This is a genomic window from Mycolicibacterium agri (assembly GCF_002553505.1).
GTDB lineage: Bacteria > Actinomycetota > Actinomycetes > Mycobacteriales > Mycobacteriaceae > Mycobacterium > Mycobacterium agri.
In genome coordinates this window covers 44074-59274 of sequence record NZ_PDCP01000039.1, presented here as the reverse complement: position 1 = coordinate 59274, position 15201 = coordinate 44074, and the positions used below count along the sequence as shown (strand labels likewise).

At 65.1% G+C, this 15201-nt stretch carries 13 protein-coding genes, 4 tRNA genes, 2 pseudogenes and 1 other annotated feature; of the genes and pseudogenes, 8 read left to right on the top strand and 11 right to left on the bottom strand.

The window, feature by feature from the left end:
• Positions 1-832, bottom strand: a pseudogene (locus CQY20_RS20605) (IS3 family transposase); the annotation flags it as partial.
• Positions 402-533: a sequence feature (AL1L pseudoknot), on the bottom strand. It overlaps the preceding pseudogene by 132 nt.
• A 53-nt stretch (positions 833-885) precedes the next feature.
• On the opposite strand from CQY20_RS20605, the pseudogene CQY20_RS35970 reads away from it, so the two are divergent.
• Positions 886-1119 (top strand): annotated as a pseudogene (locus tag CQY20_RS35970) (type ISP restriction/modification enzyme); the annotation flags it as partial.
• Between the two features lie 274 nt (positions 1120-1393).
• Here CQY20_RS35970 and CQY20_RS20590 read toward each other — a convergent pair.
• A complete protein-coding gene (locus tag CQY20_RS20590) occupies positions 1394-2089 on the bottom strand; it encodes a GntR family transcriptional regulator (protein ID WP_097941930.1) in 696 nt (231 codons plus the stop codon).
• Between the two features lie 302 nt (positions 2090-2391).
• On the opposite strand from CQY20_RS20590, the gene CQY20_RS20585 reads away from it, so the two are divergent.
• From CQY20_RS20585 to CQY20_RS20565, 4 genes are all read left to right on the top strand, one after another.
• Positions 2392-2814 (top strand): plasmid replication, integration and excision activator, encoded by a 423-nt coding sequence (locus CQY20_RS20585; RefSeq protein ID WP_097941929.1) that lies wholly within the window; start codon positions 2392-2394, stop codon positions 2812-2814.
• The gene (locus CQY20_RS20580; protein WP_097941928.1) at positions 2811-4130 is read left to right on the top strand and encodes an FtsK/SpoIIIE domain-containing protein; all 1320 of its coding nucleotides are present in this window, start codon (positions 2811-2813) and stop codon (positions 4128-4130) included. The genes CQY20_RS20585 and CQY20_RS20580 overlap by 4 nt, the downstream gene beginning before the upstream one ends.
• Positions 4131-4451: 321 nt before the next feature.
• On the top strand, positions 4452-4688 hold the full coding sequence (locus CQY20_RS20570; protein WP_097941926.1) for a helix-turn-helix transcriptional regulator: 237 nt from the start codon (positions 4452-4454) through the stop codon (positions 4686-4688).
• On the top strand, positions 4688-5842 hold the full coding sequence (locus CQY20_RS20565; protein ID WP_097941925.1) for a site-specific integrase: 1155 nt from the start codon (positions 4688-4690) through the stop codon (positions 5840-5842). Before CQY20_RS20570 ends, CQY20_RS20565 begins: the two co-directional genes overlap by 1 nt.
• Positions 5843-5880: 38 nt before the next feature.
• On the opposite strand, the gene CQY20_RS20560 is transcribed toward CQY20_RS20565, so the two are convergent.
• The 3 genes from CQY20_RS20560 to CQY20_RS20550 all read right to left on the bottom strand — a co-directional run bounded on the left by CQY20_RS20560 (position 5881) and on the right by CQY20_RS20550 (position 6196).
• Positions 5881-5957, bottom strand: a tRNA-Phe gene (locus tag CQY20_RS20560).
• A gap of 52 nt (positions 5958-6009) precedes the next feature.
• Positions 6010-6086, bottom strand: a tRNA-Asp gene (locus CQY20_RS20555).
• Between the two features lie 37 nt (positions 6087-6123).
• A tRNA-Glu gene (locus CQY20_RS20550) sits at positions 6124-6196 on the bottom strand.
• A 123-nt stretch (positions 6197-6319) separates the two neighbouring features.
• Between CQY20_RS20550 and CQY20_RS20545 the strand changes: the two genes are divergently transcribed.
• Positions 6320-6395, top strand: a tRNA-Lys gene (locus CQY20_RS20545).
• Between the two features lie 122 nt (positions 6396-6517).
• Here the strand turns inward: CQY20_RS20545 and CQY20_RS20540 are convergent.
• Positions 6518-7321 carry a hypothetical protein gene (locus tag CQY20_RS20540; protein ID WP_097941924.1) on the bottom strand — a complete coding sequence of 268 codons (804 nt, stop codon included), beginning with the start codon at positions 7319-7321 and terminating at the stop codon, positions 6518-6520.
• Positions 7322-7704: 383 nt separating this feature from the next.
• On the opposite strand from CQY20_RS20540, the gene CQY20_RS20535 reads away from it, so the two are divergent.
• Positions 7705-8712, top strand: a complete 1008-nt coding sequence (locus CQY20_RS20535) for an NAD-dependent epimerase/dehydratase family protein (RefSeq protein ID WP_097941923.1) — start codon at positions 7705-7707, stop codon at positions 8710-8712.
• 16 nt (positions 8713-8728) lie between these two features.
• Positions 8729-9361, top strand: a complete 633-nt coding sequence (locus CQY20_RS20530) for a trimeric intracellular cation channel family protein (RefSeq protein WP_097941922.1) — start codon at positions 8729-8731, stop codon at positions 9359-9361.
• Between the two features lie 15 nt (positions 9362-9376).
• Here CQY20_RS20530 and CQY20_RS20525 read toward each other — a convergent pair whose 3' ends face one another.
• The 5 genes from CQY20_RS20525 to CQY20_RS20500 form a co-directional block, all read right to left on the bottom strand.
• Positions 9377-10156, bottom strand: coding sequence for an SPW repeat domain-containing protein (locus tag CQY20_RS20525; protein ID WP_109789737.1), 780 nt, complete (start codon positions 10154-10156; stop codon positions 9377-9379).
• A 308-nt stretch (positions 10157-10464) separates the two neighbouring features.
• Positions 10465-10950 (bottom strand): GreA/GreB family elongation factor, encoded by a 486-nt coding sequence (locus CQY20_RS20515; RefSeq protein ID WP_097941919.1) that lies wholly within the window; start codon positions 10948-10950, stop codon positions 10465-10467.
• Positions 10951-11074: 124 nt separating this feature from the next.
• A complete protein-coding gene (locus tag CQY20_RS20510) occupies positions 11075-12337 on the bottom strand; it encodes an NAD(P)/FAD-dependent oxidoreductase (protein ID WP_174814768.1) in 1263 nt (420 codons plus the stop codon).
• A 145-nt stretch (positions 12338-12482) separates the two neighbouring features.
• Positions 12483-14009: a PucR family transcriptional regulator gene (locus tag CQY20_RS20505; protein ID WP_097941941.1), complete on the bottom strand. Its 1527-nt coding sequence runs from the start codon at positions 14007-14009 to the stop codon at positions 12483-12485.
• A 52-nt stretch (positions 14010-14061) separates the two neighbouring features.
• Positions 14062-15114, bottom strand: a complete 1053-nt coding sequence (locus CQY20_RS20500) for an NAD-dependent epimerase/dehydratase family protein (RefSeq protein ID WP_097941917.1) — start codon at positions 15112-15114, stop codon at positions 14062-14064.
• Between the last annotated feature and the right edge of the window lie 87 nt (positions 15115-15201).

Below are 15201 nucleotides of genomic sequence, written 5' to 3'. Positions count from 1 at the left end.
CAGCCGACGATCATCCGCGAGTAGGCATCGACGATGAAGCACACGTAAGCCACTCCGGCCCAGGTCGGCACGAACGTCAGGTCGGTCACCCAGAGCTGGTTCGGTGCGGTCGCGGTGAACTTGCGCTTCACCAGATCCGGGTGACGGGCCGCCGCCGGGTCGGGTTTGGTGGTGCGGACACGTTTGCCCCGGCGCACCCCCTGGATACCGGCGGCCCGCATCAGCCGAGCCACCTGATCGCGGCCGACGTCGTGACCGGCACGGCGGGCGGTCTTCCACAGCTTGCGGGCCCCATAGACGCAGTAATTGTCCTCCCAGAGCTGACGCAACGCGGGCCCCAGGACCGCGTCGCGCTGCGCCCGCGCAGACAGCGGGCGGGTTTTGGCGTCGTAGTAGGTGCTCGGGGCCACCTGCAGGCCTGCGCTGCGCAGGACCGTGCAGATGGGCTCGACCCCGAACTCCTCGCGGTTGGCGTCGATGAAATCGACTATTTCTTGTGTTGGCGGTCGAGCTCCGCCCCGAAGAAACTCGCCGCTCGTTTCAGAATCTCGTTGGCCCGCTTCAGTTCTCGGATCTCTTGCTCGAGCTCTTTGACCTTCGCTGACTCCGCGGTCGTCACACCCGGGGCGTGACCGTCGTCGATGTCTGCCTGGCGTACCCAGGAGCGCACCGACTCCACGCCGTAGCCGAGCTGACGGGCCACCCGCGCTACCGTGCCCTGCTCGGTGCCCAGCTCTTTGCGCAGCGTGCGGACCATCCGCACCGCAGCAGCCTTCTCCTCCGAGCTGTAACGGCGCGTCGTGGGCTTCCCAGGCGACTGTTCCTTCGGCATACCTGCATCCTCGTTTCCAAGGTCAGGAGCCTCCAGCATTTCCAGGGCGATTCACCAACATCCCCGAGGCCGCCAACCGATACGCGCTCGGCTCCCGTTCCGCGCTGGCCTGGATCATCGACCGCTACCAGGTCAAAACCGACAAGGCGTCCGGCATTGTCAACGACCCGAACGACTGGTGCGATGAACACGACGATCCGCGTTACATCGTCGATCTCATCGCCAAGGTCACGACCGTTGCGGTGGAAACGATGAAGATCGTCGACACGCTCGCCGAAAGCGGATAGGACCCGACGATTGGGCCATGTGTCGGATTGCGATTTGTTGTCGGTCCACCGCAATAGCTTCGAGCCATGGTGGTGTCCCTCAATGTCTTCAACTGCACGCATATTGCACGCATATGAACCAGGCCGTGTTCGCGTTCCGCCGGTACGAGGATGCGTCGCTTTTGTACACCGGAATCGACAGCCACGAAGGGCTTAGTCACTTCGGACTGTATGACACCGTCGTTGCACGCGAGTCGTAGGCGAAGACTTCGACTCCTCCTCACCGCTGGTTACGCTAGTCATCGACGGGCGACGACGGTTCACGTGTTTTCGCAGTCGACAAGTCTGAATTTGCCGCCACGTAGCGCCGTATTGCGTCCGCCGCAGATTGCGCAGCACCGCAAGCCTCTGCAAACGCTTGCCCCGCACCCTGCACTGCGCTAACGAGCTCGTTAGCCTGATCGAGATCGGGGATACGCAAGTGGAGGCGCGTCGCTAAAGCACCTAGCACGTCGGCTTCTGCCAATCCGATACCGGCAAGAGTTCGGAGGAGCGTGGCCACGACAAGCGGTTCACCCGCCTGCCATCCAACTTCGGTGTGGAGATCACCGGACAAGACATACATCCGCGTACGGATATTCTCGGCCTGGGCGATCAGCGGTGCGACATCTCCCCAGAGATTGAAATTTGGCACTGTCACTTCGGTTGGGTAACCAGGCTCCTGAGGCCACGGTTCTCTGATCGAAGGCACCGACCTGACAGCGAGTCCACGGCCCGAGGCCGGCACTAGAAGGCCCTCATCGCGAAGTTCCTGCACTGCTCGCCTGACCGTCATCCTCGCGACGCCAAATTGTTCAGCGAGTTTCGTCTCTGTAGGCAGTCGCTCACCAGGCGCCAGTTGGCGCGACGTAATCGCATGTCGCAACATCTGCGCGATCTGTTCGTACGGAGCCGCATCCTTCTGGCGGTCAATCTGACCGAACTGCAACATAAGCCCTCCTCGGACCAGCACTGGGCTAGTCAAAAGCTAGACCGTGCTACATACTACCGCCGCTCTGATCTCAGCATCCAAGACGCCTCGCCTCGCATTTTGGCGGAAGTGCATTCCCGCTGCTCACAGCCATCCCCGAGGCAGTTTCACTGGACACTGGGGCGTTATTCCCCTTATCTGCGGACGTGCGTGCACCTAGCCACTCCGGCTGCTATTGTCTAGTTTATGACTAGTCTTTGCCTAGTCATTGCATACGTCACCAGCTCGGTGACGGCCCGAAACATGCACAGAAGGAGCGAAACATGGCCATCCCTAAATGGCTCCAAATCAGCCACGACCAGGTGTTCTCCCTCGGCGCGTTCCTCGTATCGGAGGTGACGCCAATGATCGACTTCGACAAATCCTCCGGCGAGAACCGTGTGCAGGCGAGAGATCGCGACACTGGATTGCCGATGTGGCAGGTCGAAGTCCTTGACGGTGATCCTGCCGCGCCGAAGCGCAGCCGAACGGTGACGATCAAGTTTGCCGCGCCAACGCAGCCGTCGGCACCCGCAAATTCCAGCGGAACACCCTTCACCCCAGTGGTTTTCGACGGGCTCATGGCGCTGCCGTACATCGAGAAGTCGGGCGACTTCTCCAGGATCGCCTGGTCGTTTCGTGCCTCCGATATGAGGGCCCAAGGCAAGCCATCCGCCGGCGCAACGACCACCCGGGAATCGGCATGAATCCCGATCCGTACGCACCGCTCGATCTCGACACCCCGTTCCGGCTCGATCATGTCTTGAATTTCCTCGCCACTCTCGGCCTGTGCGTGGCGATCAGCGTGGGAGTCATCGGCGTTGCCCTCATCTCCTGGCGACTGCGCTCTCCAGAGACGTACGAGGAACGGTTCGCGGCACCGGCCCGACTTCTGCGCTGGCGAATGTGGGCTTACGTCTCCTGGCGCAGGCTCTGCAAACGGTGCGGTCTATCCGCCTCCGAACAGGTCACTCGCTGCAACAAAGAAGGCCAGCAGGTCACCTCCACCCGCTGGTTTCATCCAAAGCTACTGGGAACAGACGTATCTCACACCACCCTGCGCCTAACAGTGCGGGCACGGATGGGACAGACCGTGGAAGACTTGGAGCGCGCCGTTCCGGCGATTCGCGACGCTGCCGGCGCACACTCCGCGCGATCGGTTGTCGTTTCGCCGGGAACACTCCGAATCGAGCTGGTCATACGAGAGCAGCTGTCAACGGTAGGTCACGCTTCCCTGCCGACAGCGGTGGCGACAAAGCACGTTGCGCTTGGGCGGTGCGAAAACGGATCAGCCTGGAGTTTGCCATTGAGTGGTCGGCACACCCTAACTGTGGGCTGCTCTGGTGCAGGCAAAGGTTCCGTCTTCTGGGGCATCGCCGGCAATCTCGGCCCCGCTGTGGCCGACGGTGTAGTGCGCCTGGTGGGAATCGATTTGAAGTACGGCATCGAGTTGTCGATCGGATCCCGTCTGTTTACTAAGATCGCCACTACGGAGGCCGATGCCGTGGAAACCCTTGCCGCACTAGAGAAGTTGATGGACAAGCGCGGCAATGCGATGGCTGGTCGCACGCGTGAGCACACTCCAACCAAGGGCTCCCCGCTCGTGCTGCTCCTGATCGATGAGCTGGCCGGAGTGACCGCGTACATGAGCGATCCAGCCCTTCGGAAAGAAGCCGCCGCCTCGCTGTCGCGGATTCTCACCAAAGGCCGTGCGCTGGGCATCGTCGTGGCCGCGTTCCTGCAGGACCCCCGAAAAGAAGTCCTACCGATGCGAGGGCTCTTCACTCAGACCATTGCGCTCCGACTACGTTCCCGCGACGAGGTGACCATGGTCCTCGGCGACGGGATGGCCGACAAGGCCCCCGCACACCGGATCAGCCCCGGGCGACCGGGCACCGGCTACGTCATCGCCGAGGACGGCCAAGTGACTAAAGTGCGATCCGACTTCTGGAGCGATACCCAAATCCGATCCACCGCAAAGCAATACGGACATTCGTCCACCGGCGTCGGGGCATCGCAATGACCGATGACTGGTCCATCTTTGACCCACCCAACCCGGACGAATTGGCGCGGCACGCAGAAGACTTGATCCACCGTGCCGATCTCGTCCGCACACACGGATGGGACGACTACCGATATCGGTGGTCCTGCGGCGAGGTCTTGGGCACCGCTCTGGTCCTGGGCGACGAGAACGAACTCCAGCGATGCGGCGAGACAACGGATTCCGCATTGGAACGGTGGGCATATGACGTCTGGGGTATTACTTGCGGTCCATCTGACATTGATGCCGGATTGCAGCGCACCCGGGCCTGGTTCGACTCCATCCGTGCGGCGAGGTGAAGCGATGGTCACTCATGGCATTCGGGAAACGCTCGTCGCCGCGGGCAGCTTTCCTGAGCTACTGACCGCCGATCAGGTGTCAGTACTGCTCGGGGTATCCGCCGCAACGCTCAACCGCTGGGCGGCGATCCGCGAAACGACTGGCAAGCAGATCGGACCGCCCTGCTACACCCTGTCGGAGCGGGTGCGCCGCTGGGATTGCGCAGAAGTTCGGTCCTGGCTTAAGCAGGTGCGTCGGTAATGGCTGGCAACACCCCGCGCGGAATCCGGAAGCGCCTCAACACCGCTGGGGAGTCCCGCTACCAAGTCCGCTACCTGATTCGCGACCCCGAAGTCCCATCCGGCTGGGTCGAAACGTCCGCCACGTTCCCGACTCTGCGCGAGGCCAAGGCGTTCAAATCCGAACGCGACAACGAAGCCGCCCTCGGTGCGCGTCGGTTCGATCCCCGCCTCGGTCGCACACCGCTGCAGCGGATTTGGGCGCAGTTTTCCGACTCCAAGAAGCCAGCGGTGTCGCCGAAGACTTGGAGCGGCTACACCCAGCACTGGGAACTGCGTATCAAACCGCGGTTCGGCCACCTGCCAGTCGACGAAATCACCCGCGCCGACGTTCAGGCGTTCGTTGACGGCCTCAAAGTCGGCCCGTGGGCGAAGGTATCGACGCTGCGACTACTCCGGTCGATTCTCGATGTCGCTCACCAGGACGGCCGAATCCGCCAGAACCCTGCTACCGGCGTCTCGGCTGGCCGAATTCCCGAGCGGGAGCGTCACCGATACCTGACCGCTCAGGAGGTCCAGACACTCGCCATCGCGTGCGGAGATCAAGGCGACGTGGTGACGGTCCTCGCCTACACCGGCCTGCGCTGGTCCGAACTCGTCGGCCTGCGCGTCAAAGACGTCGACCTCGGGGCTCGTCGCCTCTATGTCCGGCGGGCAGCACCGGAGGTCGAAGGCCGCATCGTCATCGGGCCGCCCAAGACCCGAGCCGGCATTCGAACCGTCCCGCTCCCCCAAGTCGTCGTCGACATCTTCAAGGGGCGTATCACCGGGCGGGGACCTGACGAGCCCGCCGTCACGTCACCCAATGGCGCGATGCTGCGCTCCAACAACTGGCGTCGACACACCCACTGGAACAAAGCCCTCAAAAAGACCGACCTGGCGCCATTGACCATCCATGATCTCCGCCACACTTACGCCAGCCTGGCCCGCAAATCCGGCGCCGACCTCAGATATGTCCAGAAGACCATGGGCCACTCAACGCCGACCGTGACCGCGAACATCTACAGCGACCTCTACTCCGACGAGTTGGACCAAGTCGCGACGAACCTCGATCAGCTTCACGCGACCGAGATTCACACACCGAAGACCGGACAAGAACCGGACGAATCAAACTGACAACCGAGTGCAAGACCCGTGTCGATGCAGGTAAAGAATGGTGGCCAGGGCCGGGATCGAACCGGCGACCTTCCGCTTTTCAGGCGGACGCTCGTACCAACTGAGCTACCTGGCCCGACGGCACCGATGTCGCATGCTGCTCGCGTGCGCGACGTGCCTCGCCGCCGTGGCGACCCTGACGGGACTCGAACCCGCGACCTCCGCCGTGACAGGGCGGCGCGCTAACCAACTGCGCCACAGGGCCTCGCTGCACATCCTCCTCCGCGTTACCACGAAGCGGGTACCCCCTACGGGATTCGAACCCGCGCTACCGCCTTGAAAGGGCGGCGTCCTAGGCCGCTAGACGAAGGGGGCCAGAACCGAATCTCTCCGGGGTACTCGCAACGCCTTAACGCTGGGAGCCTCGATAGCTTAGGGTACCGCGCCCCGAATCCTCAAACGGGCTACGCTTCCGCGGGCAGTATCCTGATTCATCGCGCCCCTATAGCTCAGTTGGTAGAGCTACGGACTTTTAATCCGCAGGTCCCAGGTTCGAGTCCTGGTGGGGGCACCACAACCGCTTCGATCAGCGCATTTCCCTATCGCAGGCTCCGCCGACCGCCCTGTCGGCGCAACCGGGGTTCCTCGGAAGACCTCGTCACAACCACTGCGAAACCCACCACGGCCACTGTCGCGCTAGATGTCTCGGGCCTGTTGAATCCGATCCTTGATATCCCGATAGGCCTGTACCCGCGCCATCACTACGTCAGCGGCCAGGTCCCTTGGCGTCGTGTCCGGCGTTGCCTCGATCCCATAGAGCATCGCGCTCAACTTCGCATGCAGCTCCGCGCGTTGCTCAGCAGTTTGTGCATCCCTGCGTTCTTCGCGCAGCGACTGGTCGATGAGTCGAGCCTCCGTTGCGCATTTCCCAATCAGTTCCACCCGCTCGATCGCGGCAAGTTCGAGGCTCGAAGCCGTGGTTCTAGCCTCCGCGAGAATCTTCCGGTCATCGGGGCTCGGCTTATCCAGAGCGGATAGCTCCCGTATGAGCTTGCGCAGAGCGTGCGCTTTCTGGAACTTCGCGGTGATCTCTTGGATGTCGGCGGTGAAATCAACATCGCCGAGCCATCCCGTGCGGGCGGCTTCCGATGCCCTCACTTGTTGGACTGCAGCTAGCGCCGATTCGACAAGGTCGGCGTTCTCGCGGCCAAGAGTGGCAATCCGTTGTTGCTTCTCTCGACGAGCTTTCTCTTCTCGCTCCCGTTTTGCCGCAGCGGCTCGGGCTTTCTCCTCGGCGGCCAGCCGTGCCTCCACTTCAGCGCGGTGCTTGCTGTACGCGTTGATCGCCCATGCCGTGAACCAGATCAGCAGTGCGCCGCCGACAGCAACACCGATGGCGATCCATATCTCCTTCGGAATGACCGAAATCAGGACGATAACGAAGAAAATGAGACCGCCAATAGCCTTGGCGATCCCGTCGTCGGAACTTTGACGACTCATCTTTCGGGACTATCGGAGGCACCTGTGGACGGCGAGATACCAGGAGCAGCAGAAGGGGGCGCAATCGGCGCTGACGGCGCAACAGCTACCGGACGCTCCGTCGTCACGGTTTCAGCCGGCGGAGACGCAGGGCTCGAACAGCCTGCGATCATGACCCGTTGGGCCGCTGCAGCAACCGTAATTCGTTTGCTCATGTAATGGATAGTAACGGCGAATCCGACAAGATCACTCACATTTCAAGCGGTGATGGAGCATCCGCCGTTTACGAGTGACGCATGAATTCATTAGCACGTCGAACACCAAGTAGCTCCGGCGCGGGCCGGGCAAATCCTGCGGCCGCACTTTCGATACCATCGGTCCCGAAATCCGGGGAGGGAGGGCCCATGCTGATCGCCGTCACCGGCGGGACCGGCTACGTCGGCGCGCACTGTGTAAGGGCTCTGCTCGCCCAAGGCCACCGCATACGCCTGCTCGTCGCCCCAGATGCGAATGGTGCGCCGGTGCTGGAACGGCTGACCGAACTCGGCGACGTCGAGGTCTTGGTCGGCGACGTCCGCGAGGCCACCACCATCGACGCGCTGTTCAAGGGCTGCGACGCCGTACTGCACGGCGCGGGCGTGGTGGGCACCGACAGCCGTCGCACCCAGCTGATGTGGGAGATCAACGCCTACGCCACCGAGACGCTGCTGACCCGCGCCGTGCAAGCCGCACTCGATCCCGTCGTCCTCGTCAGCAGTTACAGCGCGTTGTTCCCGCCGCCAGACGGCGTCATCGGCCCCGACACGCCCACGGCACCGGGCCGCAGCGCCTACGCGCAGACCAAGGGCTACGCCGACCGCATCGCGCGTGGACTGCAGCGGCTGGGCGCACCCGTGGTCATCACGTACCCGTCGAGCGTCGTCGGCCCCGCCTTCCACACCGAGCCGGGCGTCACCGAACGCGGGTGGGCGCCGATCGTGCGGGCGGGCGTCGCGCCGCGGCTGCGCGGCGGGATGCAGATGATCGATGTGCGTGACGTCGCCGACGTCCATGCTGCGGTGATGTCGCCCGGGCGTGGGCCGCGACGCTATGTGTGCGGCGGCGTCCTCGTCGCATTCGACGACATGATCGACGCCCTTGAGCGCGGCAGGGGCCGGCGCATAACCCGAATCCCGGTGCCGCAGACGATTTTCCGCGGCGTTGGACGGCTCGCCGACGCGCTGTCGGGCATCGTGACACTCGGCGACGGCCTCAGCTACGAGGCGGCGATGCTGCTCACCGCGGCCACCCCGACCGATGACTCGGCCACCACCGCCGATCTCGGGATCGCTTGGCGTTCACCGACCGACGCCATCGTCGCGTCGTTCTCCAGCGACGGCGTCGCCGAGAATGTCGGCGATCCGCGCCTGTAGCGATATACCTCACCTCATGGGAATCAACGCGCCGCTGTTGCTTGTGCTCGATCTCGTCGGCACGTTCGCATTCGCCCTCAACGGCGCGCTGACAGCGGTGCGAGCCGAACGGCTCGACATCTTCGGTGTCATCACGCTCGGCATGTTCACCGGATTGGGCGGCGGCGCGATCCGCGACGTGCTGCTCGACGCGCTGCCGCCGGCCACCTTCATCGACTGGCGCTATCTCGCGCTTGCCGCCACCGGCGGGCTGATCGCGTTCGTGCTCACCCGCCGGCTGGACCGGATCGCCATGGCGATCACCGTCCTCGACGCCGTCGGGCTGAGCGTGTTCGCCGTGCTGGGCGCATACAAGGCGCTGGAGATGGGTTTCGGTGTGCTTCAGGCCGTCATCGTCGGCACCGTCACCGCCGTCGGCGGCGGAACGATCCGCGACGTGATGATCCAGCGCGTGCCCACCGTCCTGACAAGCGAGCTGTATGCCATCCCGGCGCTGATCGGCGCGCTGTGCGCGGCAGTGGCCTACGAAGCCGGCTATCAGGGCACGCTGGCCGCTCTGGCCGCGGCGGCGGTCTGCTTCGCGATCCGCATGGTCGGCGTCCGCTTCGACCTTCACGCGCCGCAGCCGCCCGGCCAGCACGACGACTGAGCGGCTACCGCAGGGTCACGCCATACGGTGACGGTAGCGCTGCAAGTAGACCATGCGAGCATGCTCACGCACGGTGCTGGACCGGTCGCGTCTGGCGCCCCGCAGGAAGCCCGTCACGCCGAGCACCGTCGTGATGAAACCGCCGACCCATGCCGTCACGGCGTCCGGCTGACCGGCGTATCCGACCACCCAAGGCGCGAGGAACAGCGCGAAACCGAAGGTGGCCATCAACAGATAGTCGAGGGTCGGGTCGGCCGCCTCCATCGACCACAGCGCGATGACGGTGATGAACAGGCCCAGGCCGGCGGCGACAGCCGCCCCAGCCGGCGACGAGTTCGTCACGGTCGTGCCGATCACGACGGTCAGCAGGCCAACGACCAACGCCGCCCTGCTGATCCAGCGTTCGACCGCAGGGGGCTTGTCGTCGCGGCTGGCGTACCTGTTGAAGCCGTACAGCGTCGGCGGCCTTCCGTTGAGCCAGCCGATGCAGCCCAGCGCCAGTGCCAGGGCGCCGGCCACGCCCGCCGTCCACGCCGCCCCGAGATCAGCAGTGAAGCCGGTGCTGAGCCACGGCAGGATGGTCGCCGCGAGCCCCACGACCACCAGCCCCCAGTGCAGGGGTGTCCGGTCAGGCACCGGCAACGACAGCAAGGCGAAGAACGTGATGAAGGCGCCGGCGGCGAGCGTGAGCCCGCGTCCGGCCGGAGTAGTTGTCACCGTCAGTGAGGCGGCGACCGTGCCGATGCCCACGGCCACCGCCAGATAGCTCACCCAGTTGCTAAGCGAACTCCTCATGTCTCACGCTCCTGAAGTCCCCCAGATCGTCGTCAAACACCGCGCCGCCCTCCGACTCCCACCTCTGCAGCGCGATTCGAGTCAGGTAGTCGTCATCAGGGCGGGTTTGGTTTCCATGCGGCCAAGCGGTACGCGGATCATCGAGGCCGCCTGCGGCCAGGACGTTTTCAGGTGTGACCAGCATGCGCTAAACCTCCTCTCACCGACCAAATGGCCGATTACCTCCATGCTGGAACACATTTGGGCGTGAGGCTTCCACCGCAGCGACAACAGCACTCGGGCGCATTGTCGCTGCGCTACAAAAACCCCTATTCGCCGGCGCCGGACAACTCGAAGGTGGCGGTGTGGACGCCGTAGGGCACGGCCTTGAGCAGGGTGACGGTAACGTTCGCGCCCGTGGGTGACGTGTAGGTGCGCTGCTCGCCGACACGCGCCCCCACTATTGCGGCACCCAGCGGTGAATTGACCGAATACACCTCGATGTCACCATATTCGGCGCCGCGCATGCCCAACAGGAATGTCTCCGTCTCGTCGGAGTCGTCGTAGCGGACCGTCACCACCATGCCCGGCTCGGCGACACCGTCGTCGGGTGGATCCTCACCCACGACAGCGTTCAGCAGCAGATCGTGGATCTGTTGGATCCGCTTCTGCCGCGCGTGTTCGACGGCCACCGCGTTCTCGTCGGTGTCGTCCTCGGAACGGCCCGCAGCGGTCAGCTCACGCAGCGTCGCCAGCTCTTGCTGGAGCCGCTCATGTGCCTGCGGTGAGATCCAGATGCGTTGTGCACTAGTCATGTTCAAAGTTCCTTCCGAACGTCTTCCAGATAGCAGGGAATCGTCGTCAGGGGCGGGCTCACTTGATGCGCCGCCCCTGACGACCCGTAGGCCCGTGTCGGGCGAGGTCTGCAGCGGGGTCCTGTCAGCGTCCGGTTCGACGCAGCGGGTTGAACTCCCGCAACAGGTCGGGCTGCTTGCCGGTGGTGATCTGCTCGGCCAGGAGCCGACCCGTCACAGGTCCGTGCGTCAACCCCCACATGCCGTGTCCCCCAGCGACATACATGTTGCGCGACAATTCGCCGATCAACGGCCTGCCGTCCGGTGTGACCGGGCGCGGGCCGACCCAGACGTCGGTGCGCTCGTCCCAACGGACACCGTCCAGCAGCGGCGCGGTCGAGGTGATGATCGCGCCGATGCGCTCCGACACGACGGGGTAATGCGGATCGCGGAACTCCATGGTGCCCGCAACGCGCAGCCCGCCGTTGTACGGCGTACACGCCACCCGCACGTCGGGAAGATAGATCGGTCCCGGTATCGGCCGATCCACCGGAACGGTGAAGGAATAGCCACGCCCCGCCTTGATCGGGACGCGCAGCTTCGGCGCGAGCCGCGGCAACCAGGCGCCCGTCGCGATCACGACGGCATCGGCGGTCAACGGGTCGCCGTGGAACGGATAGACCGTCACCCCGCTATCGGAGTTGTCGACTTGCCGGACCTCCTGCTTACCGATGGTGGCGCCGCGTTCGACAACCGCGTCGCCCAGCGCGTGCACGAAACGGCCCGGGTCGATGTAGCGCTGGCCGTTGACGCTGACGCCGGCCTTGATCGCCGACGATGCCAACGGCACCTGTTCGCGCAGCGCCTCACCCGACAGGCCGGTGACGTCGACGTGCTGGCCGGCGTTGCCGAGTTCACGCAACTCGGCCAGCAGATGCTCGGCATCGTTGGTGGTGCGGAACAGAGCGGTGATCGGGCCGTCGGTCACCGGCGCGTCCACCCCGTTCGCGACGAGCACGTCGAAGGCCTCGATGCACTCCTCGTTGAGCGGGACGTTGGCGCGCACGGCCCGCCGCCACCGCGACGGCCTGCAGTTGGCGGCGAACTGAATCAGGAACGACGCCAGCCCGGCATCGGCGGTCAGCGGAATGTGCAGCGGCGCGGAGGAGTCCAGCAGCGAGCGCAACCCGTAACGCAGCGCGGCGGGCGAGTTCAGCGGGATCGTCAGCGCAGGCGCCACCCATCCGGCGTTGCCCCAGGAGGCGCCGGCCGCGACACCGTCACGGTCGACGACGGTGACGTCGACGCCGCGCTCCTGCAGGAACCACGCCGTCGACAGTCCGACGATGCCTGCGCCGATGACGATCGCCGACCGCGGTCCGCCATCCATGCGCTCGCCACCCATCAGCTACCTCCAACAAAGACTGGATACGTTTGACATCTCCATGCTGGAGGCCGGGTCAGCGAACGCGGTTGCCCGAATTCGACAACCTGCCCTACGGCCGTTGTGGTGCCGCGACAACGAGAAATAGAGTTCGATGCGCTGCGATGCGTCAGCCCGCGTCGGTGGCGGCCAGCTCGATCATCATGGCCAGCCGCTTGCGGGGATCGTCGAGATGCAGGTCGGTGACCTCGCTCATCTTGCGCATCCGGTACCGCACGGTGTTCTCGTGCACGCCCAGTTGTTCGGCGGCGTCGGCGAGATCGCCCATCGCTTCCAGCCAGGCCCGCAGCGTCGCCACGTACTCGGTGGCGTGCGCGCGGTCGTGGCGGCGCAACTCCGCCACCGGCCCCCGGTCCGGCGAGCGGCCCGATGTCGCCGCCGTGCGCAACCGCTGCAGCAGAATCTCGTCCCACGACTCGTCGTAGACCGGTGGCGGCGCCGACGAGCGGGTCTCGTGCAACGCCAGACATTCGTCGGCTTCGTGCCGCGCGGCGACCAGGTCGTCGACCGACGCGGCTTTGCTGATCCCCGCCGCCAGGGTCATCGACTCCGGCAACGCGGCCTGCAGCGACGTCACCCAGCGGCGCGCCGTGACGGCCTTCTCGGCGGGAAGCAGGGTGTAGAGCGTGTTGCCTGCCAGCGCACTGCGACCCGGCCGCGACCAGCCGAACCCCGTGGTGGCGCGCTCGAAGGCCAACAGCAGCGCGGCGTCCCGGTCGGCGCCACCCGCAGCGCGGACCGCGATCACCCGCATCGGTGCGCCCTGCGGAAGCCCCAGCCTGCTCGCCGAGGCGACGGCGTCGGCCCTGCCCTCCAGCAGCCCGATCACCAGTTCGGATTCGACTTGGCGCTCCAAATCGGCGCTGGCCCGCGACCGCAGCAGGTGCAGGGCCACCGTGCGGGCACCGTCGGAGAGCGCGCTGCGCTCCTCGCCCTCCAACGGTTTCGAGCAGGCCACCCACACCGACCCCATGAGTTCTCGTCCCGATCGTACGGCGACCACCATCCGCCCGGTCATTCCGACGACGTCGTCGGGAGCGACAAAGAGCGGCTCGTCGGAGGCGGCCAAGTGCGCGAAAACGCCTCGGGATGCGAAGAATTCGCGCAGGTGCTCCGGCGCCTGCCGGTTCATGATCGTGGCCATTCGCGCCGGATCGGCGTTGTCCTGGTTCGTGGAATATGCCAGTACCCGCGACAGGCTGTCCTCGATAGTGACTGCGCCACCGGCCATTTCAGCAAGACTATCGGCCAATGCAAACAAATCCGTTGGCCCGCGGCCTGATTCGGTTTCTCGCCCTTCGAGCACCAACCCGTAGACGACGGCGGCGACCTCGCTCCAGAGCACCTCCGAGTCGACCACCATCACCGCCACGCCCTCTGCCATTCCCGCGAACGTGGTGTCGTCGCTGTTGTCCCGCAACAGCACAACGACGGCGTGCGCCGACACCGCCCACTGCACCGCTTCGTGCACGGACCGCGCGCCCATGGCCAGCAGGACGTCGCCGACGACGGTGCGCTCCCCGGCGACCTCGTAGATCACCACGCTGCTCAGTTCGGTCGACCGCGGCACGGGACAGTGGCGCAGCCGGACGCCGTAACTGCCCAGAACGTTCACCAGCCGGTCCAGCGTGATCACACGTGTCTCCTTACCCCACCAGACCCCCATCATCCCGCTGAGGCGGCGACAGCTACTCGTCTGGCTCGGGATTACCCCATCTGTGTCGAATCCTGCCCCAGGGGTCGGCATAGCGGCCGGGTTGCCGGTGATACGGGCCGCGCCGCCGCATCACCGGGGCCAACAGCGGCGCGATCATCTGCAGCCGACGCAGCTTCCGGTCGGCGCCGGCTCGGATCTCGTCGAAGGACTCCTCCCAGGAGTACCGCTGAAACGCCAACACCTGCTCAGAGCGCGCGGTATCCAGCCAAGCCAGCGGGTACCAGGCCTTGTCGTCGTCGGGATCACCCGGGCGGCCGGGTACGGTCAGCGCGGACAGCCCCATGGCCTCGTTGGTGGCGGCCGCAATCTCCCCCTGCAACCGCTTGTGCGAGTCGTCGCCGGCGATCATGAAGATCTCACGCACGCAGTGCGTGGTGATCGCCGCCGAAAACGCGGCGGCGACGTCGCGCGCGTCCACAGTGTGGCAGCGGTTGTCCTCGGGCAGTGACGCGCCGAAGTACAACGAGTCGAAGTCGCCGTAGTCGACCAACGGCTGAAGTGTGATGACCCCACCGAGCCGCAGAATCGACCATTCCAAAGGCGAATTGCGAACGGCGTTTTCGACCTCGAGCTTGTGGCAGCCATACAGATCCGACGCCGTTGGAGGGGTATCTGGGGTCAACAAGTCGGTGAAGCGGTGCGGGTTGCGCCTGCCGTAAACGGCCATGCTCGAGGCGTGCACGAACCGCGGCGGCGACGGCATCGCCGACGCTTCACGAACCAGGGCCGCGGTGGCTTCGACGTTCACGGCTCTGGCCAGCGTCCGGTTGGCGTAACACATCGGCGGGATGCACGCCGCCAGATGGACGATCGCCGACGGCGACACGTCGGCGATCAACGCGGCGATCTGATCCGGATCGGTGAGATCGACTGGGCGCACGTCGGCCTCGGCGGGCAACGCCGGTTTGATGGCTCGGTGTGCGGTCGCGACTACCTGGAAGCCGTCGGCGACGAGCCGAGCCACCACGGGCCTGCCGACCAAGCCGTAGGCGCCGGTCACCAGGACGCGATCCCCAGCGGCCATGGTGCGCTCCTTTTGAGAGCGTTGAAGAGCGTTAAACAGCGAAGGTTTCCGGAATGTAGTGCAGCCGTGAGCGCACCGGGCCGGATC

What these genes read in the sequence shown, in the direction of transcription:
- CQY20_RS20590 (WP_097941930.1), bottom strand. Translation starts at nt 2,089, where the DNA reads ATGTTGCAGTTCGGTCAGATTGACCGCCAGAAGGATGCGGCTCCGTAC.
- CQY20_RS20585 (WP_097941929.1), top strand. Translation starts at nt 2,392, where the DNA reads ATGGCCATCCCTAAATGGCTCCAAATCAGCCACGACCAGGTGTTCTCC.
- CQY20_RS20580 (WP_097941928.1), top strand. Translation starts at nt 2,811, where the DNA reads ATGAATCCCGATCCGTACGCACCGCTCGATCTCGACACCCCGTTCCGG.
- CQY20_RS20570 (WP_097941926.1), top strand. Translation starts at nt 4,452, where the DNA reads ATGGTCACTCATGGCATTCGGGAAACGCTCGTCGCCGCGGGCAGCTTT.
- CQY20_RS20565 (WP_097941925.1), top strand. Translation starts at nt 4,688, where the DNA reads ATGGCTGGCAACACCCCGCGCGGAATCCGGAAGCGCCTCAACACCGCT.
- CQY20_RS20540 (WP_097941924.1), bottom strand. Translation starts at nt 7,321, where the DNA reads ATGAGTCGTCAAAGTTCCGACGACGGGATCGCCAAGGCTATTGGCGGT.
- CQY20_RS20535 (WP_097941923.1), top strand. Translation starts at nt 7,705, where the DNA reads ATGCTGATCGCCGTCACCGGCGGGACCGGCTACGTCGGCGCGCACTGT.
- CQY20_RS20530 (WP_097941922.1), top strand. Translation starts at nt 8,729, where the DNA reads ATGGGAATCAACGCGCCGCTGTTGCTTGTGCTCGATCTCGTCGGCACG.
- CQY20_RS20525 (WP_109789737.1), bottom strand. Translation starts at nt 10,156, where the DNA reads ATGAGGAGTTCGCTTAGCAACTGGGTGAGCTATCTGGCGGTGGCCGTG.
- CQY20_RS20515 (WP_097941919.1), bottom strand. Translation starts at nt 10,950, where the DNA reads ATGACTAGTGCACAACGCATCTGGATCTCACCGCAGGCACATGAGCGG.
- CQY20_RS20500 (WP_097941917.1), bottom strand. Translation starts at nt 15,114, where the DNA reads ATGGCCGCTGGGGATCGCGTCCTGGTGACCGGCGCCTACGGCTTGGTC.